Origin of the sequence: Aquimarina agarivorans, from assembly GCF_000218485.1 — a bacterium.
Taxonomy (GTDB): domain Bacteria; phylum Bacteroidota; class Bacteroidia; order Flavobacteriales; family Flavobacteriaceae; genus Aquimarina; species Aquimarina agarivorans.
In genome coordinates, this window is sequence record NZ_AFPB01000124.1 from 58,285 (window position 1) to 76,605 (window position 18,321).

The following is an 18,321-nucleotide window of genomic DNA, read 5'->3' on the forward strand; positions in this document are numbered from 1 at the left end:
CTATGCTTTTTAATTAACTAGTTTTACAAATTCAGAATTATCCCATAAGTTTTCTAATTGAAAATAAGTTTTGGCATCTTCTTTTAATTCGGGCTCAAGCTCAAATGTTTTACATAAGAAAAATAAGCATTCATCAATTTTAGATTGTAGATTCTTAATTATTGCTATTTGATAATAATTCCAAGAGTATGTATAAAGATCATTTAAATAGTTAAACACTTTTATTGATTCATCATAATTACATTTTTCTTTTAAATATAGCCCTTTGTAATATGTTAACTGGTATTTTTGGTTATGATCTAATCCCGCTTCTAATTTAGCGTATTCTTTAAAAGCAATTTCATTATCATCAATTAAACTAAAAGTATTGTTTAAAAGTTCAATGACCAAATCATCTTTAAAATGAACAGCTAAAATATACTTAAGCCCTTTTAAAGAATTTTCCACATCATTATTTTTCAAATGAAACTGAATACTATAAAGCCGAGCAGTAAAATTGCTTGGATCTACTTTCAAACAATCATTTACAGCGTTTATAAATACTTGCTCACCTACTTCGGGTAATATCTCCGATAAACAATTCATCTTAGATTCAAGTATTTTTATATTGGTAGCATCAATTGAAAGCGCCTTGTCGAAAAACGCAACAGCCGTTTTCAGTTCACCTTTTTTATAATACAATGTGCCTTTATTTGCATATGCTAGCGTTGCCTTATCATCTAATTGAATCGCTCTATCTAATAGATCAAGTGCATTATCGAGATTACCACGCTCAATTTGAAAAGCTGCATATCCAATATATTTATCTACATCCTCTTGGGAAGGATTGCTTTTTTCATTAATTGAAAATTCCAAATTGGTAATCCCTCTTGAGCTCAATTCAGCTTCAAAATTATCTTTTGTAGTTGAAAAGTTCTTTTTATCATCAAATTTGTCCATTGTATAATTTACTTAATAACGGACTCTAAATATAGTAATTTATATCTTACTACCTCCCCAAATACACCAACAATACCGAAATATCACTTGGAGATACTCCACTAATACGAGATGCTTGTGCAATAGTTGCAGGACGTATTTTACTCATTTTTTCGCCCGCTTCAAATGATAGTGACTTCAACTTTTTATAATCGAAATCAGCTGGGATTTTTACATGCTCTAAGCGTGAAAGTTTATCGGCATTATTTTTTTCCTTTTCAATGTAGCCGGAATATTTTACTTGAATTTCTGCTTGGTCAAGAATTTCTTGATTCAATTCATTTTCTTCAATATACTCTTTTATAATGCCAACTTGGCTTATATCGGACAGAGCAATTTGCGGACGTGACAATACTTTAAATATTTTATCACTATGCTTCATTACAGAAGATCCTTTTTCTTCCAATATAGGATTGGCATCTTTTTCTGAAATACTTGTCTTTTTCAGAAAACTTATAAAGGCATTAGATTTTGTTTGCTTTGCTTCCATAGCGCGCATTCTATCTTCTGACGCAAGTCCTATATTATGCGATAATGGTGTTAAACGGAAGTCTGCATTGTCCTGTCTAAGCAATGTACGGTACTCTGCTCTGGAAGTAAACATACGGTAAGGCTCTTCGGTTCCTTTTGTAATTAAATCATCAATTAAAACACCTATATACGCTTCACTACGTGTTAATATAAAAGGATCTTGTTCTTTTACTTTTAATGCCGCATTAATCCCTGCCATTAAGCCTTGTGATGCCGCTTCCTCGTAACCAGTAGTTCCATTGATTTGCCCTGCAAAAAACAACCCTGAAACCAATTTGGTCTCTAACGTATGTGTTAGTTGTGTAGGCGGAAAATAATCATATTCGATAGCATAACCAGGTCTAAAGAACTTTACATTTTCAAAACCAACTACCGAACGTAACGCTTTAAATTGAACATCCTCGGGTAAGGAGGTTGAAAATCCGTTTACGTAGACTTCACAAGTATCCCACCCTTCGGGTTCCACAAATAATTGATGACGGTCTTTATCGGCAAAACGATTAATCTTGTCTTCAATAGACGGGCAATAACGCGGACCCAAACTTTTAATTGCCCCGTTAAACATTGGCGAACGATCAAAGCCTTCGCGAAGCAAATCATGCACCAAATTTGAAGTATAGGTCATATGACATGAACGCTGTTCTTTTAAAACTGCTGTAGCATTTGAATAGCTAAATTTTTCAGGATTAGCGTCGCCTGGCTGTTCAATCATTTTAGAGAAATCCAACGAACGACCATCCACTCGCGGAGGTGTTCCTGTTTTCATTCTGCCCGATTCGAAACCTAAATCAACCAACTGTTCGGTAATCCCGGTTGCGGCTCTTTCTCCTGCTCTTCCTCCTCCAAATTGTTTTTCGCCAATATGAATTAGGCCATTTAAAAATGTACCATTAGTAAGCACTACTGATTTTGCTTTAACTTCGATACCCAGAGTAGTTTTTACACCACATACCTTACCATTTTCAACAAGCAATCCAGACACCATTTCCTGATAAAAATCCAAATTTTCGGTGGCCTCTAACTTTAAACGCCACTCTTCAGCAAAACGCATTCTGTCAGATTGCACACGTGGACTCCACATGGCAGGACCTTTAGACTTATTCAACATTTTAAATTGAATTGCGGACAGGTCACTAATGATTCCACTGTAACCGCCAATAGCATCAATCTCTCTTACTATTTGTCCTTTGGCAATACCTCCCATAGCAGGATTACAACTCATTTGGGCTATGTTTTGTAAATTCATTGTAATTAGCAATGTGCTACAACCCATGTTTGCTGCTGCTGCTGCTGCTTCACTCCCTGCATGACCAGCTCCTACTACAATAACATCATACTCTTGTCCAAACATATTTTTTATATTGTTCCACGTGGAACGTGGTGTTTTGCATCCTAAAAAATAGATGTCAATTAAATTAATTACTAACGATGTTCCACGTGGAACACCATATCTATTAAACAAAAAATTAGCTGTGTTCCACGTGGAACATACTCAGTTTTTCATCCTCTTTAAGCGTCATCTTTTTTTGATCGCCATCTGATTTATCCTTGTAGCCGCATAAATGCAGTACGCCATGAACAAGTACTCTTCTTAATTCTTCGGAAAATTCAACCTCAAAATCAAGAGCATTATCCGCTACTCGTTCAGTTGAAATAAAAATGTCAGCGCCTAAGATACTACCTATCGAATTATCAAAAGTAATTATATCAGTAAGTGTATCATGATTTAAAAACTGTTTATTCAACTGTAACAAATAATCATCAGTGCAAAAAATATAAGTGATTTCTCCAACGGTTTTATCCTCCGATGCAATTACAGCTTGCAACCATTCTAAATGTTTTTCAACATTAAAATTAAAACTTACCTCGTTAAAATTAAAGTCTATCATTACAACCTTTTAATTACTTGCTATCAATAAAATACTCTTGTACTCTTTTTTTAAATTCAGGCTGCAAAGGTAATACTTGTCTATTTAATATTTCGGTTGTATTGAAATATTGTTTTATCTGCTCAGGAGTGGTGCTTTCTTTAGATTGAAACTCTTTTTGGTTGGTAGTACTCTTTCGATTATTATCCTTTCCTTGTTGAAACTGTGCCTTATCTAATTTAAATAACTGATGCTTTAAATTTACCATTCGCTTCATAGTTTCTTCACTAAAACCTTGCTCTAAAAGCTCATCTTCAACCTGCTCCATTTGATCTAAAATACGCTGTTGATTTGGGGTAATTCCCTCCTGTCGCATTTTATCTTCCAATTGATTTCGTAAATCTTGTTGCTGCTTATAAATTTCAAATATTTGCTCGTAATCCGATTCATCTTCTGATTCCGATTCTCCATCACCAGATCCTCCAGAAACCTTGCCGTTTTTACCTTTTTTGCCTTTGCCTCCATTTTTACCTTCACCATCTTTTCCTTCTCCTTTATCCCCTTCTCCATCTTTTCCATTTTCACCCTTACCACTTTTGTCTCCATCTTTTCCTTTACCATCTTTATTACCTTGCTTTCCATCTTTTCCTCCTTTACCTTTCTCACTTCCTTCACCTTCACCTTCACCAGATGTTCCTTTACCTTTGCCAGATTTCCCATTTTCACCTTCAGTTCCATCCTGTCCGGATTTACCATCTTTTCCTTCTTTACCATTCTCACCCTGGTCTCCTTTATCGCCTTCTTTTCCTTGCTTACCCTTGTCACCTGGCTCCCCTTTATCTCCTGGCTTTTTTTTGCCACCAGCCTGCTCTTTTTTGGAATCACCAGCTTGCTTTTGTTGAGACTGTAACATTTGCTCCATCGCTTTATTTAACGATTCCTGCTTTTTAATAATATCAGGAAGTTGAAATCCTTGCTTCTTTTTCCCTTCGCCTGACTTTCCGGGTTTCGTTTGTTGCTCCATTTCCATTAAAGACTTAGACAATATTAACGCCAAATCATTGGAATGCGATACTGCAAATTGTAAACTTGTGACTCCTTGACTGGTTCTATTATCCGTTATTTTATCCAAAGCTAAAGACATGTCATAATCAATGTCGGATATTAAATCATTTATCTTTATTCCCATCTTAGCGTTTCTGGACGAAATCGCAAACAAACTATCATCAATATGTTCAAAGTGCTCCCGCAATACATTTTGTCTACGTACGTGTGCTGAATAGTTAGGATCGTTTGATGTGCTTTTGCCAAAGGCATTCATATTATCCTCTTGATTTAAAGAAAACAACACTAGGTTATCTAATATTTGTCGAAGCATTTCCAAGTCCTCTTCCAACTGCTCCATACCTCCACCTCCACCACCTGCGGTTGTGGACATTTTATCCGCAAGATTTTTAAGCATAGTAGCAGCAGTTTTTTGTTTTTTTGCTCCAGCTTCATTGTTGCTCTTTTCTAAATCATTTAAAGCACCGTCCAGTTCTTTTTTAATCGTTTCTTCATATGCTGGATCATCGTCCAATTTCATGGGCTTTTTCAATTCCAAATTATGTCTTCTTAGATCATTTAGTTCATCTTGAATAATCTTCCATTCTTTATTAATTTGTGCTTGCTTTTGTGACTTTAAAGGGTCAACTGCATCTGCCAATTTCAATTCTTTATCTGATAATAATTCCAACATTTGAACAATACGCTGATGCTTGTCAATTACGTAATAACGCTTAGTTAATTCCAGCACTTGACTCAAATTCTTTTTTTGCTTCTTATTTTCTTTTTGAAGTTCATCAACCTTTTCCTGAAGTTCTTTAGGTGTCAATTTTTCTAATGCCTTTTTAATTTCATCAACTAGCTTTTTGTTTTTTTCCAGTTCTTTTTTGGTACGCTCCAATTGCTCTTTTATGGCTTCGGAATCTTTATTTTTATCCAGCTTTTCCAAAGTTTTATTCAACTTAGTAGAAAGCTTTTCTAAGGATTTTTGTTGTTTAGATTGTTTGTCTAATACATCAGATAGCTTTTTCTTTTCTTTAAACGAAAGGGTATTTTGCTGTTTTTGCAATTTTGAAAATGTTTCCAAATCCAAATCAGATTTTTGAAACTCATCTAATGATTTTGAAAATTGATCCAGTTGATTTTGTTCATTTTTAAACTCGGTTTGCTCGGCTTCTACTTTAGATAATTGACGGTAATTGAAAGTTTCACTCTTAGTAGATTTTGAACCATTGAAGGAATCATTATCAAAAACTTCAAAGTAAAATGAATAACTGGTAGCATCCTCCAAATTTAATTGATTAGGAAATTCATACGTAAAATCTGAGAAAATACCTTTTTGAATAGGAAGCTCAAACTGCTGTTTGTTTTCAGGATCGTTTTGTTTAAAATAAACTACGTTTAATCTTTTTAATCCGTAATCATCAGCTAACTGACCGTAAAATAATTTTGTATTTAATTTAGTGGTATCCGTAGCAGTCTGTACCGAAATACTAGGATTTTTATCCTTGATTACATCAATAGCAAATGCCAATTTTTCGTAAGCTTCCACATGTTTATTTGAAGTAGTAATTTGATAATCCGTAGCATTGTAAACTTGTTTAGTAAAAGAGAACTGATTCGTATTTTTTTTAAAAAGTTCCTTTTTCTCTTCCGTAGAAAATCGAACGATACTTGCATTGGACGAAGCTACAAACCAACTTATTTTTGAGCCTTCAGCCACAATTGCGTTTCCAGTATTATCGTATATTTTATCTTTTTGCTTAACATGTTTTGGTGAAGTGACCACCATTTGAAATTTATTAATACTGGGAGCTGCATTGACAAGTAATTGATATTCCCTGCTACTTTCGTCACCAGAGCTTAGCGTAAAAGGAATATTCTGAATAGGATTTTTAAAAGTATATGAAAATTTATTGTGAGCCTGCTTTTTTAAAAAATAGGTTTCATTATCATAATTAATCACCACCTGATTAGGTACTATACTTCCGTATGTAGTTACATTTAAAATAAAATCTTGTTGCTGTATAACTTCAATACGATCGTTTAAAATTTTGAAATGAAACGGTGCCGGTGGTTCATATGCTGTATTGTAATTTACTACACGCGTTAAACTTTTTCCAAACCAATCCTTTCCGTTAACTACAGTAACTAATAAAAAAACTACTAAAGGAATTAAAGCATACTTTGCATACGATAAACTCTTTTTAAAATCAATGGCCAAATTAAAAGGTATTGGCGAAAGCTGCGCTGACTTTTGTGCAATACTGGCTTCCAATAATTCCGATTTTTGATCGTTTGAACTTAGCTGCAATAAATTGACCAATTGGTCTTTGATTTCAGGAAAATGAGCACCAATAATTTTTGAAGCTTCAATACTAGAAATTCGGTTTCCAAATTTGGCTAGTTTTGCCAAGGAAATTCCAATGAACTTTATAAATAATAACAGCTCAATTCCAATAAATGTCCAAAATAGAATCCTTCTACCCTGAGTGGAAAACCATAAAAAATTTTCTAGCAATAGTACTACCAAAAAATACACTAAACCTATGGCTATAAATAGTAAACTTCCTTTAATTAATTCATTAATATAATAGCGCTTAATAAAGTTTGTTAACTTTTTAAGAATGACATTTAAATTACCCGACATACAAAATTATTAGAAGTATAAATTTACATAATTATGCTTAGAACCTATAATATCCTTTTTACAGCACTAATGACTCCTTAAATACATCCGATGTCACAAATTTTTGAGCTACGGATAAGGTTACTTTTTGAATCAATTAATCACTCAACAATTAGCACAACTATAGTATATTTGCCGTAAAAATTAAATTATGTCAACACCTGTTAGAGTTCGCTTTGCACCCAGTCCCACTGGACCTTTACATATTGGAGGCTTACGTACTGCTTTATATAATTATCTATTTGCTAAAAAACACCAAGGTACTTTTGTATTACGCATTGAGGATACCGATCAAACACGTTTTGTAGAAGGCGCAGAAAATTATATAAAAGAAGCTTTGGATTGGTGTGGTATAAGTTATGACGAAGGTCCTGATAAAAATGAGAAATTTGGTCCTTACCGACAAAGTGAACGTAAAAGTCTATACCGTAAATATGCTGAAGATTTAATTGCAAAGGGTGCTGCTTACTACGCTTTTGATACTGCCGATGAATTAGATTTCCACAGAAAAGATCATGAAGCCAAAGGCAAAACATTTATTTACAACTGGCATAATCGTTTAAAGCTTGAAAATTCTTTAAGCCTTTCGGCAGAAGAAACTAAAGCAAAAATTAAAGCTGGTGATGCCTACGTAATTCGTTTTAAAACACCTGAAGGAGAAACTTTAGAAATGCATGACGAAATACGTGGTGATATTAGCATTAATACCAATGTTTTGGACGATAAAGTATTGTTCAAAAGTGATGGGATGCCTACCTATCACCTAGCCAATATTGTTGATGATCATTTAATGGAAATTACTCATGTAATCCGTGGTGAAGAATGGTTACCATCCATGCCACTGCATATACTATTGTACAAAGCTTTTGATTGGAAAGCACCAAAATTTGCACATTTATCCTTATTGCTTAAGCCTGTAGGGAAAGGAAAATTGAGTAAACGTGACGGTGATAAATTAGGTTTTCCAGTATTCCCCCTAAATTGGACCGATCCAAAAACTAACGAAGTATCATCAGGATATCGCGAAGCAGGTTTTTATCCGGAAACGGTAGTTAACTTTCTGGCACTACTGGGCTGGAACCCTGGCACAGAACAAGAAATTTTTAGCTTAGCAGAATTAATTGAAGATTTTGATTTAAAACGTGTGAATAAATCTGGAGCTAAATTTGATCCAGAAAAAAACAAGTGGTTCCAACAACAATATTTACAACAACAAACAGATGCAGATTTAGCTAAAGCATTTGAATCTATTTTAACTGATAAAGGAATTACTACATCGCTTCCGCTAGAAAAAATAGTGAGCATGTTGAAAGAGCGTGCCGTTTTCCCTGCTGATTTATATGATTTAGGAAAGTTCTTTTTTAAAGCGCCTACCGAATACGATAAAAAAGCAGCCAAAAAAGCTTGGAAAGAAGGTACTGCCGAATTAATGCAAGAACTTGTTGAAAAGATCAAAAGCATCGCTGACTTTTCTGCTGCAAATGCTACTGCAGAAATTAAAGCTTGGATTACAAGTAAGGAGATTGGTTTTGGAAAAGTAATGATGCCATTACGTTTGGCTTTAGTAGGTTCTCTTATGGGCCCTGATGTGTATGAAATTGCTGCTATGCTTGGTCGAAATGAGACTATTAATAGACTTGAAAATGCTATAAAAAACTTGTAATTATGATTTTATTAGCCGTACTCCTCCCCTGGTTATCTTTTATGTTACGCGGTAAAATACTCACCGGTATTTTATGCTTACTACTACAAATAACACTTATAGGCTGGATACCCGCTTCTATTTGGGCAGTAGCATCACTTGTGGATAAACGGAATAAAAATCGAGTTAAAGATTTGGAAAGAAAATTACAATCTAAATCCTGATAATTAAAAAGAGGCAATGCCTCTTTTTTTGTATCTTATTAACAACTAAATTAGTATCAACTAAAATTCCATTATCATGTTTGGTATACCATTTTTACCCATTATTATTTTTTTATTTGTAGTACTTATTGCTGCAGGTGTATTTACCGTAAAGCAACAAACCGCTGCCATTATTGAACGCTTTGGAAAATTCCATAGCATTCGACAGTCTGGTTTACATTTTAAAATTCCTTTAATTGATAAAATTTCTGGACGCTTGAGTTTAAAAATTCAGCAATTGGATGTAATTGTTGAAACTAAAACTAAAGATGATGTGTTTGTAAAACTTAAAGTATCTGTACAATTTAAGGTTATTAAAGAAAAAGTATATGATGCCTTTTATAAACTTGACTATCCACACGATCAAATCACCTCCTATGTTTTTGATGTAGTTCGTGCCGAAGTTCCAAAAATGAAATTAGATGATGTATTTGAACGTAAAGATGATATTGCCATTGCCGTTAAAGGTGAACTCAATGATGCTATGATGGATTATGGTTATGACATTATTAAAACCTTAGTTACTGATATTGATCCAGATGAGCAAGTTAAAGAAGCTATGAACCGTATAAACGCGTCAGAACGTGAAAAAATAGCTGCACAATACGAAGGTGACGCGCAACGTATTTTAATTGTAGAAAAGGCCAAAGCAGAAGCTGAGAGCAAACGTTTACAAGGACAAGGTATAGCCGATCAACGTAGAGAGATTGCTCGAGGATTAGAAGAATCTGTTGATGTATTAAACAATGTTGGTATTAATAGCCAAGAAGCCTCTGCCCTAATTGTAGTTACTCAACATTATGATACGTTACAATCTATTGGCGAACATACTGGAAGCAATTTAATTTTATTACCAAACTCTCCACAAGCTGGTAGCGATATGTTAAATAATATGATAGCTTCATTTACGGCCTCTAACCAAATTGGTGAAGCGATGAAAGTACAAAATGCGGCCAAAGGAATTACTAACAAAAAATCAAGTTCGAAACGCAACCCTGACACTGAAATTTGATAATTTAATTTAAAAAAGAAAAAACCCGTTTAAACATTGATTTAAGCGGGTTTCATTTTATACTGATATATTTCATTCACTTTAAAAAAATCATTAAATAAAATTGATTTATAAAAGCTATTTAAAATAATTAAAATTTATACTGATTATTTAGTAATCATTTTTTTTTATTTGATATTTCCATTTTTTTAAAGCCTTATATCCCTTAAATATATTTGGAGGCTTTATTGCTATATATCCTAATAATCCACTAGTAGGTATTATAAATAGTAATAATGGAGCTAGAATTGGTGTTTGAGAAACTAGAATTATTCCACCAATTCCTGTGAATGAAGCATAAGTGCCAAAATATGCACTCAGTGGAATCGTCATTAATAAAGGATTCTTTTTAATTTTCTTTATTTGAGTCAATGAAATTTTAGTATCCCTAACCATTATAGTATTGTCATCAATAAACTTTAAACGTCCTGATCTTTTTTTCCATCTAAAGTTTTAACACGAATACGCTTACCCTCCTTTATTTCGATGGTTTTATTCTTATTTTCGTTATTAATTGATAATACCCGCTGCTGGGCACTCATAATAAAGCTTATAAATAAAAAGCTGAAAACTAATATTCTTTCCATTTGATTAATAATTTTAATGAAATATCTATAATTTCTTCTGAAAATGATAGCCTATTATTTTATAATCTTGATTAAAATAAAATTTATGTGAGCGTGAATTAAACACGTAAGAATTTAATTCAATAGTATCATAATCTCTTTTAGAACACCATTCTTTTATTTCCGACTCAAAAATACGTCCATACCCTTTTGATTGATATGCAGCATCAATCACTACGTTATCAATTTCAAGCTGTTTTCCACAATAAAATCGAGTTGTGGTCCAACCACTTGTCAATCCGATAAGCTCATCAGATACAAAAAAACCAAAACATACATAATTAGTATAGGTAAACATTTCATTAATGTAAGTACGAATTTGATCTTCTTTATACTCACCTAATTGTAATGCTAAAGGGAGCATCCTATCCATATCAGCTACAGATAATAATCTAACTTTTGATGTTTCGTTACTCATTGATTTAAGCAATTTAAAGTGGTTTACAAACTAAATACTATAACTTTTAAAATAAATTGATTTAATCAAATTTTAACTCTTTTGCTTCTTCAGCTAATAATTCATTACTATCCTCCAAAGCCTCATCAATGAATTGTTTAGCAGCATCAGTTATTGGATTATTTGTTAAATATTCACCTAAAATTAATAGTGCTGCTATTCGCGTACCTACTTTCTTTTTTGCCGTTCCAAACAATGGAGCAAAGTCATCATAGGCTACATCATTTGCTAATTCTTTAATTTTAGCCTTGGTAATTAGCTGTTTTTCTGCCGGAAGGTTGGTATACTTTTTACCTAATTTTTGAATTTCGCTAATAGCACTTTTCGGTTGACCTCCCCCACTATTAGTTGGTTTATTAGCTTGTGGTTTGGTTGGTTTTGGTTGATGCTTTGCCCAACTGTCCTTTAAACCTACTGTTTTATTAAACACTAACGCTTGCGCAGAAGTATCTAAATCAAGTGTAAAGTAACCTAAACGCTGAAACTGAAAATGAGTTCCCAATGTTGCATTTTTTAAATATGGCTCTACAAACGCTTGAACAATTTTTAAAGAATCTTTATTCACAAATTCCATAAAACTTTTATCCTTATGTGCATCTGGTGCTTCATCAGTAAATAATCGATCATAAACGCGTATTTCTGCAGGGATAGCGTGTTTTATAGAAACCCAATGCAATGTCCCTTTTACTTTTCGTAATGAAGCTTCGCTCCCACTACCCGATTTACTGTCAGGGTCATAAGTACAATGAATTTCATTAATATTACCTTCAGCATCTTTTACTACCGTTTCTCCTTTAATAATATAGGCACTTTTTAAACGTACCTCCTTACCTAAACTTAAACGAAAGTATTTATTGTTTGCTGATTCTTTAAAATCTTCGCGTTCAATATATAATTCTCTTGAAAAAGGGACTTCATGCGTTCCAGCGTTTGAATCTTCTGGATTATTTTCAGCCACAAGTAGTTCCTCTTTTCCTACAGTATAATTGGTAATTATCAGCTTTACAGGATCAAGTACTCCCATAACCCGCATAGCAGTTTTATTTAAATCTTCGCGAATGCAAAATTCCAATAATGACAATTCAATAATATTTTCGCGTTTGGCAACTCCAACAGTTTCAACAAAGTTTCTGATAGCAGTAGGTGTATACCCTCTCCTACGCAAACCTGAAATTGTAGGCATGCGGGGATCATCCCATCCCGAAACTATTTTTTCTTCTACAAGCTGTAACAACTTGCGTTTACTCATAACCGTATAATTTAAATTGAGCCTTGCAAATTCACGTTGTTTTGGTAATCTGTGCGTAGTATCAATTTGATTTAAAAACCATTCGTAAAGCGCTCTGTGTGGTTTAAACTCTAAGGAACATAGTGAGTGTGTAATTTTTTCGATATAATCGCTTTCACCATGCGTCCAATCATACATTGGATAAATACACCAATCGTTTCCAGTACGGTGGTGCTCTTTTTTAAGTATTCGATACATTAAAGGGTCACGCATTAACATATTTGGTGATTCCATATCAATTTTAGCTCTTAAAATATGCTCACCTTCATTGTATTCACCGGCTTTCATTGCTTCAAAAAGCCTCAAATTTTCTTCAACAGAACGGTTCCGGTATGGACTTGCCACTCCAGGTTGTGTGGGTGTCCCCTTTTGTTCGGCCATTGCCTCGCTAGATTGCGAATCTACATAGGCTTTACCGTCCTTAATTAGTTGTACTGCCCAATCATACAATTGCTGAAAATAATCTGATGAATAACATATTTGATCCCAGGTATATCCCATCCATTTCACATCACGTTTTATGGCATCTACATACTCCTGTTCCTCTTTAGCTGGATTGGTATCATCAAACCTTAAATTTACAGGCGCATTGTATTTTTCGCCCATACCAAAACTGATACCTAATGCTTTTGTATGTCCAATGTGTAAATAACCATTAGGTTCTGGCGGAAAACGAAAACGCAATTCATTTTGAGAATAACCATTTTTTAAATCCTCTTCAATAATCTGCTCTATAAAATTTAGTGATTTATGCTCTGACATACTGGGTTTAATTTAAAGTGTAAAGTTATTAAATTTTGTAAGCTGATTTTAATGCATTGTTACCAAATATTTGAGATTTATGGTTGTTTTTAAAGTTAAAGATAAAAGCGTTTTCTTTCATCCTAAGCCTTAAATTGGCTCATAATAATCTAGATACTTTTTGTTAATAGAATAATCTCATGCTTGCTTAGCCTAAGAAGTCAAATGGTTAGCCTATAATTTATAATTCAAACGCAATACTTTGTATTTTTGATACACATTTAATACCACCATTATGGGAATCATAAAACTACACAATATCAAAATACACTCCAACCACGGATGCTTGGTTGAAGAATCAAAAATTGGGTCTGATTACAGAGTTGATTTAACAATTACAGCAAACTTGAACAAATCAGCGCAGAGTGATGAGTTGGCTGATACAGTTGATTATGTACATTTAAATTTAATTGTGAAAGAAGAAATGGCGATCCGATCAAAACTATTGGAACACGTAGCTGAGCGTGTTTTGAATCGTATTTTTAAGGAAATTATTTTGGTAACAAAAGCCACAGTTGCGGTATCAAAAATTAATCCTCCCATTGGTGGCGATGTCCAAATGGTTACCATTGAACGTTCAAAAACCAGGTAATAAAAAATAGCGATATAAATTTTGAATTGTGGAAATAACAAACAAACTTATTCATAAATTAACTGATTCCTTTGCAGGTGATCCCTGGCTTGGTGAAGCATTATTACCTAAATTAAAAAGAATAGATTACCGTGTTGTTAACGAAACCCTGCACGGTAAAAATTCCATTGCTATTTTACTTAAACACATTATTAATTGGAGGGTGTTTACTATTGAAAAACTACAAGGAAATACTGATTTTGATATTGAAATGAATTCCGAACAAGATTGGACTCCAATTCACATTACAGATGAAGCTTCATGGCAACAATTGATTAACGAATTAATAGGCACTCAGCGTACTTTAATTAGTATTTTGAAAAGTAAAGAAAATGATGCATACCTTAGTGTCATTGTACCCAATAAACCCTATAATTTTGAACACCTCATTGAAGGTACTATCCTACATGATACTTACCACGCTGGACAAATAGGATTTTTATATGCAATCAAAAAACAAAAAAATCTTTCAAGTTAACTTGAAAGATTTATGAGGTGTCGAGCGGATTCGAACCGCTGTAGATGGTGTTGCAGACCACTGCCTAGCCACTCGGCCACGACACCAATTGAGTGCGCAAATATACTATATTTTTACACTTATATACAAACTTAATAAATTTTTAGCATTAAGTGCCTATTTAGCTTCACTATCAAGTTTATAAATGAATGCCTTTTTCATGTTTTATTTAGCTATTGAAATACTTATCGTTTAATACGTTCAAATGATGTTGTGAATGACCAATATTTAAAAATCCGATAGCTAACGGTGTTATTTCTAACTCAAAACACCATCCTTTTTTATGAAACATAGCCTCAGTAAAATTTTCAAATAGTAGTATACTCGAAGCTCTTACTAATTCAAATTCCTTTAATAAATCTGATATTGATCTTGCTTCAGCATTTGAGTGATCAGCATACAAATTTTGATCATAACCTGGCATTACATTTTTATCATTTCGGGAAAAAGCTAATGCCCTATAGGTTTGGATTCTTTCATTATCAATAATATGCTGTAAAATATCTTTTGGAGTCCACTTCCCTGCCTGATACTTGTAATCCTGATATTGTTCTAGCTGCTCTTTGCAATTTTCAAAAACAGAACTTGTGTTTTTTAATTCGTCAAGTAAGTGTACATCATCCGGAACTAAATTGATATACCTATCAAAGTATTTTGGCATAAAAGCTAAATCTTGTTTTTTCATTTTTGTAATTTAAGTGGTTGTTATTTACCCATAAAAATATAAAAACACGATAATTTAGCCGTAAAATAAAAGCTAAATTAAATAGTTATTTAGGCATCAAAAATTACTTTAGTAAGGCTTAACTTTCTGAATACGTTTTTGTATCATTTTGGCACTTGAAGGAAATAATCCTTTGCTTAAAAGTACCCCACCAAAAATAATCATTAGGATACTGACTATTTTTTTTAAATTATAAATTCGTGTAGGCGTAAGCTTTTTTTTAAGTGTTTTTGCTAAAAGTATTTTTAAAATATCAGCTAATAAGTACACAAACAAAACAGTACTAAAAAAGAAAATAATACGGTTATGATCCATATCTAATTGCGGACCAATGGTAATAATTATCGTTAACCAAAAACCCAACACTCCGATATTGATAAAGTTTAAAAGAAACCCTTTTAAAAATAATTTAAAGTAATTGTGTTTATTTATTAATTCAACTTCAATATTTCGTTGTTGATTAAAAGATTTTTTTCCTTTGATTAAAGAAATAGTTCCGTAAGCTGTTAATAGTACCCCACCAAAAATGAATAAAGAGGGATCATCTTTAATTTTTTCAAGTAATTTATTGGTACTTAAATAAGCTATGGCAATAAAAACGATATCGGCAAAAATAACTCCAAAATCAAAAGAAATTGCTGCTCTAAAACCTTTTATGGCCGCAGTTTCTAACAATGCAAAAAAAGCAGGACCAAGTAGGATAGCCAAAAACAATCCAATGAGTATAGCTTCTCTTAAATCTTCTAAATACATGGTTTTTAATTTGTACTATGTACCAATTCCTCTTGTTCGTTAGGGTCTACTAACGTAAAATCTAAGTGGCGTTTAATTAAATCGGCATTTTTTACCCGTACATGTACAACATCCCCTAGTAAGTACTCTTTTCCTGTTTTTCTTCCAACTATAGCGTATTTATCTTGTACAAAAGTATAATGGTCATCGGTTAAATCACGTAATCTGATCATTCCCTCACATTTATTAGCCGTAATTTCAACATAAATTCCCCATTCGGTTACCCCGGAAATAACACCAGCAAAAATTTCGTTTTTATGATCCTGCATAAACTTTATTTGCATAAATTTTATTGAATCCCGTTCTGCATTTGCAGCCAAGGCTTCCATTTCGCTACTGTGCTTGCATTTTTCTTCAAACTCCTCCTCACTTACTGATTTTCCACCATCCAAATAATGTTGTAATAAACGATGTGCCATAACATCAGGATACCTCCTTATGGGTGATGTAAAATGAGAGTAATAATCGAATGACAAACCGTAATGACCAATATTTTGAGTGGTATACACTGCTTTACTCATGGTTCTAATGGCGAGAGTATCCACCATATTCTGCTCTTTTTGGCCTTTTACATCAAGCAATAGTTTATTTAAAGAGGAGGTTACTGTTTTTTTATTTTGTAAGTTTAAACTGTGACCAAATTGCGATACTATATTTTGAAGAGCTACCAATTTTTCTTCATTGGGTTCATCATGTATTCGGTATACAAATGTTTTTTTAGGCGTTTGTTTTCCTATAAACTCAGACACTTTTTTGTTGGCAAGTAACATAAACTCTTCAATAAGTTTATTGGCATCCTTAGATGTTTTAAAAAATACGCCTATAGGCTCATTATTTTCATCCAACTTAAACTTTACCTCAGTTTTATCAAAGGATAATGCACCAGACTTCATACGGGCATTACGCATAATTTTGGCTAAATCATCTAGCTTTAATATGGCTTGAGCTACATAACTACATGCCTCATAAGTTTCTCCCGTAAGGGATATGTTTGCTGGAATAGTTGTTTTTCCAGTTTCAATTATTTGCTGTGCTTCTTCGTATGCAAAACGGCTATCGGAATAGATTACCGTGCGTCCAAACCATTCATTTACAATTTTGGCATTTGGTGTAATTTCAAAAACTGCTGAAAAAGTATATTTTTCTTCATGAGGCCTTAAGGAACAGGCATTGTTTGATAATACTTCAGGCAACATGGGCACTACCCTATCTACAAGATATACTGATGTTGCTCTTTCATACGCCTCATCATCTAAAATAGTACCTGGTTTTACGTAATGGGATACATCTGCAATATGAATACCAACTTCATAATTTCCATTTTCAAGTATTTTAAACGATAGCGCATCATCAAAATCTTTAGCATCTTTTGGATCAATGGTAAATGTTAAAGTTTTACGCATGTCCCGGCGTTTAGCAATTTCTTCTTTTTGGATGGAAGTATCTAATTGATTTGCATAATCCTCCACTTTTTTAGGGAATTCATAGGGCAAACCGTATTGTAATAAAATAGCGTGTATTTCAGTTTCGTGCTCTCCAGGTGTACCTAAAACTTCTTTAATTGTTCCAAAAGGTGAGTCTGCTTTTTCGGGCCAATCATCCATGGTAACTAAAACCAATTCACCGTCCTTAGCACCATTAATCCGATCTTTAGGAATAAAAAAATCTGTATACACTTTTTGATCTTGTATGCTTACAAAAGCAAATTTGGGGTTTACCTGAATTACGCCAATAAATTCAGTCTTTTTCCTTTTTAAAACTTTGTTAATCTCGCCTTCGTTTTTGCCGCGTCTGCGTCTGCGGTACATATATACCTCTACTTCGTCTCCATCTAAAGCTTTATTAATACTATTTTTAGGGATAAAAATATCCTCTTCTAAGTCTTCTACAATTACATAAGCATGTCCTTTTGTGGTAATATCTACGATTCCTGTGTAGGTATGACTGGAAATTTCAATTAAAAATTTACCGGGAGCAATTTCATTTATTTGTTTTTGAGCAGCGAGTTTGGCTAAACTTTTAATGATTTGATTACGACTACTAGCGTCTGTCAAGTTAAGTTTGGCTGAAATTTGTTTGTAATTGAGTGCTATTTTTCCACTTTTCTTCAAAATTTGAAGAATTTTTACTGGTAAATTTTCTACTCTCTTAGATTGTTTCTTTTGTCTATTACTTCTTCTTCCCATGTATCTAAGTGATGATTTGTGCTAAAAATACAGCTATTCTTTGGAGTTTTTATTATTTATAAGTAAATCTTACAAAATGTAAGTATAAACATTTCATTAAATGAAAGTTAGGTTTTTTTAAAAAAACACGATCAATTAATCTATATTTATTTCTTATCAAAAAAATATAATTTGAAGCAAGGACACTTTCATAAAAATTTTATCTGAAAAGCAATACAGATTATTTTATTCCT

General features: G+C 33.1%; 16 protein-coding genes and 1 tRNA gene. 5 read left to right on the forward strand and 12 right to left on the reverse strand.

The features are described 5' to 3' along the window. Window positions 1-9: 9 nt before the first annotated feature. The 4 genes from GMC_RS0106670 to GMC_RS0106685 form a co-directional block, all read right to left on the reverse strand. Window positions 10-939: a tetratricopeptide repeat protein gene (locus tag GMC_RS0106670; RefSeq protein WP_010521408.1), complete on the reverse strand. Its 930-nt coding sequence runs from the start codon at window positions 937-939 to the stop codon at window positions 10-12. Between the two features lie 49 nt (window positions 940-988). After that, window positions 989-2,860: a tRNA uridine-5-carboxymethylaminomethyl(34) synthesis enzyme MnmG gene (gene mnmG, locus GMC_RS0106675; RefSeq protein ID WP_010521409.1), complete on the reverse strand. Its 1,872-nt coding sequence runs from the start codon at window positions 2,858-2,860 to the stop codon at window positions 989-991. Between the two features lie 115 nt (window positions 2,861-2,975). Further along, window positions 2,976-3,398: an rRNA maturation RNase YbeY gene (ybeY, locus tag GMC_RS0106680; protein WP_010521410.1), complete on the reverse strand. Its 423-nt coding sequence runs from the start codon at window positions 3,396-3,398 to the stop codon at window positions 2,976-2,978. Window positions 3,399-3,411: 13 nt separating this feature from the next. Further along, window positions 3,412-7,071 (reverse strand): synaptonemal complex protein 1, encoded by a 3,660-nt coding sequence (locus tag GMC_RS0106685; RefSeq protein WP_010521411.1) that lies wholly within the window; start codon window positions 7,069-7,071, stop codon window positions 3,412-3,414. A 190-nt stretch (window positions 7,072-7,261) separates the two neighbouring features. On the opposite strand from GMC_RS0106685, the gene gltX reads away from it, so the two are divergent. From gltX to GMC_RS0106700, 3 genes are all read left to right on the forward strand, one after another. Beyond that, window positions 7,262-8,773 carry a glutamate--tRNA ligase gene (gene gltX, locus GMC_RS0106690; RefSeq protein WP_010521412.1) on the forward strand — a complete coding sequence of 504 codons (1,512 nt, stop codon included), beginning with the start codon at window positions 7,262-7,264 and terminating at the stop codon, window positions 8,771-8,773. A 2-nt stretch (window positions 8,774-8,775) separates the two neighbouring features. Further along, on the forward strand, window positions 8,776-8,976 hold the full coding sequence (locus tag GMC_RS0106695) for a YqaE/Pmp3 family membrane protein (RefSeq protein WP_010521413.1): 201 nt from the start codon (window positions 8,776-8,778) through the stop codon (window positions 8,974-8,976). Between the two features lie 76 nt (window positions 8,977-9,052). Further along, the gene (locus tag GMC_RS0106700; RefSeq protein ID WP_010521414.1) at window positions 9,053-10,027 is read left to right on the forward strand and encodes an SPFH domain-containing protein; all 975 of its coding nucleotides are present in this window, start codon (window positions 9,053-9,055) and stop codon (window positions 10,025-10,027) included. Between the two features lie 150 nt (window positions 10,028-10,177). Here the strand turns inward: GMC_RS0106700 and GMC_RS0106705 are convergent, their stop codons facing one another. The 4 genes from GMC_RS0106705 to GMC_RS0106720 all read right to left on the reverse strand — a co-directional run bounded on the left by GMC_RS0106705 (window position 10,178) and on the right by GMC_RS0106720 (window position 13,199). Then, window positions 10,178-10,438 carry a hypothetical protein gene (locus tag GMC_RS0106705; RefSeq protein ID WP_157998147.1) on the reverse strand — a complete coding sequence of 87 codons (261 nt, stop codon included), beginning with the start codon at window positions 10,436-10,438 and terminating at the stop codon, window positions 10,178-10,180. Between the two features lie 47 nt (window positions 10,439-10,485). Next, on the reverse strand, window positions 10,486-10,653 hold the full coding sequence (locus GMC_RS21655; RefSeq protein WP_157998148.1) for a hypothetical protein: 168 nt from the start codon (window positions 10,651-10,653) through the stop codon (window positions 10,486-10,488). 25 nt (window positions 10,654-10,678) lie between these two features. Next, on the reverse strand, window positions 10,679-11,110 hold the full coding sequence (locus tag GMC_RS0106715; RefSeq protein ID WP_010521416.1) for a GNAT family N-acetyltransferase: 432 nt from the start codon (window positions 11,108-11,110) through the stop codon (window positions 10,679-10,681). Between the two features lie 61 nt (window positions 11,111-11,171). Beyond that, on the reverse strand, window positions 11,172-13,199 hold the full coding sequence (locus tag GMC_RS0106720) for a glutamine--tRNA ligase/YqeY domain fusion protein (RefSeq protein ID WP_010521417.1): 2,028 nt from the start codon (window positions 13,197-13,199) through the stop codon (window positions 11,172-11,174). Window positions 13,200-13,473: 274 nt separating this feature from the next. Here GMC_RS0106720 and folB point away from each other — a divergent pair, with 274 nt between their 5' ends. Then, on the forward strand, window positions 13,474-13,830 hold the full coding sequence (folB, locus tag GMC_RS0106725) for a dihydroneopterin aldolase (protein ID WP_029489636.1): 357 nt from the start codon (window positions 13,474-13,476) through the stop codon (window positions 13,828-13,830). A gap of 28 nt (window positions 13,831-13,858) precedes the next feature. Further along, a complete protein-coding gene (locus tag GMC_RS0106730) occupies window positions 13,859-14,347 on the forward strand; it encodes a DinB family protein (RefSeq protein ID WP_010521419.1) in 489 nt (162 codons plus the stop codon). 15 nt (window positions 14,348-14,362) lie between these two features. On the opposite strand, the gene GMC_RS0106735 is transcribed toward GMC_RS0106730, so the two are convergent. From GMC_RS0106735 to rnr, 4 genes are all read right to left on the reverse strand, one after another. Beyond that, window positions 14,363-14,433 (reverse strand) — tRNA-Cys (locus GMC_RS0106735). A 122-nt stretch (window positions 14,434-14,555) separates the two neighbouring features. After that, a complete protein-coding gene (locus GMC_RS0106740; protein WP_010521420.1) occupies window positions 14,556-15,071 on the reverse strand; it encodes a DinB family protein in 516 nt (171 codons plus the stop codon). Between the two features lie 108 nt (window positions 15,072-15,179). Beyond that, window positions 15,180-15,863, reverse strand: a complete 684-nt coding sequence (locus tag GMC_RS0106745) for a LysE family translocator (protein WP_010521421.1) — start codon at window positions 15,861-15,863, stop codon at window positions 15,180-15,182. Window positions 15,864-15,868: 5 nt separating this feature from the next. Then, window positions 15,869-18,088: a ribonuclease R gene (gene rnr / locus GMC_RS0106750; protein ID WP_010521422.1), complete on the reverse strand. Its 2,220-nt coding sequence runs from the start codon at window positions 18,086-18,088 to the stop codon at window positions 15,869-15,871. Between the last annotated feature and the right edge of the window lie 233 nt (window positions 18,089-18,321).

What these genes read in the sequence shown, in the direction of transcription:
- GMC_RS0106670 (WP_010521408.1), bottom strand. Translation starts at nt 939, where the DNA reads ATGGACAAATTTGATGATAAAAAGAACTTTTCAACTACAAAAGATAAT.
- mnmG (WP_010521409.1), bottom strand. Translation starts at nt 2,860, where the DNA reads ATGTTTGGACAAGAGTATGATGTTATTGTAGTAGGAGCTGGTCATGCA.
- ybeY (WP_010521410.1), bottom strand. Translation starts at nt 3,398, where the DNA reads ATGATAGACTTTAATTTTAACGAGGTAAGTTTTAATTTTAATGTTGAA.
- GMC_RS0106685 (WP_010521411.1), bottom strand. Translation starts at nt 7,071, where the DNA reads ATGTCGGGTAATTTAAATGTCATTCTTAAAAAGTTAACAAACTTTATT.
- gltX (WP_010521412.1), top strand. Translation starts at nt 7,262, where the DNA reads ATGTCAACACCTGTTAGAGTTCGCTTTGCACCCAGTCCCACTGGACCT.
- GMC_RS0106695 (WP_010521413.1), top strand. Translation starts at nt 8,776, where the DNA reads ATGATTTTATTAGCCGTACTCCTCCCCTGGTTATCTTTTATGTTACGC.
- GMC_RS0106700 (WP_010521414.1), top strand. Translation starts at nt 9,053, where the DNA reads ATGTTTGGTATACCATTTTTACCCATTATTATTTTTTTATTTGTAGTA.
- GMC_RS21655 (WP_157998148.1), bottom strand. Translation starts at nt 10,653, where the DNA reads ATGGAAAGAATATTAGTTTTCAGCTTTTTATTTATAAGCTTTATTATG.
- GMC_RS0106715 (WP_010521416.1), bottom strand. Translation starts at nt 11,110, where the DNA reads ATGAGTAACGAAACATCAAAAGTTAGATTATTATCTGTAGCTGATATG.
- GMC_RS0106720 (WP_010521417.1), bottom strand. Translation starts at nt 13,199, where the DNA reads ATGTCAGAGCATAAATCACTAAATTTTATAGAGCAGATTATTGAAGAG.
- folB (WP_029489636.1), top strand. Translation starts at nt 13,474, where the DNA reads ATGGGAATCATAAAACTACACAATATCAAAATACACTCCAACCACGGA.
- GMC_RS0106740 (WP_010521420.1), bottom strand. Translation starts at nt 15,071, where the DNA reads ATGAAAAAACAAGATTTAGCTTTTATGCCAAAATACTTTGATAGGTAT.
- GMC_RS0106745 (WP_010521421.1), bottom strand. Translation starts at nt 15,863, where the DNA reads ATGTATTTAGAAGATTTAAGAGAAGCTATACTCATTGGATTGTTTTTG.
- rnr (WP_010521422.1), bottom strand. Translation starts at nt 18,088, where the DNA reads ATGGGAAGAAGAAGTAATAGACAAAAGAAACAATCTAAGAGAGTAGAA.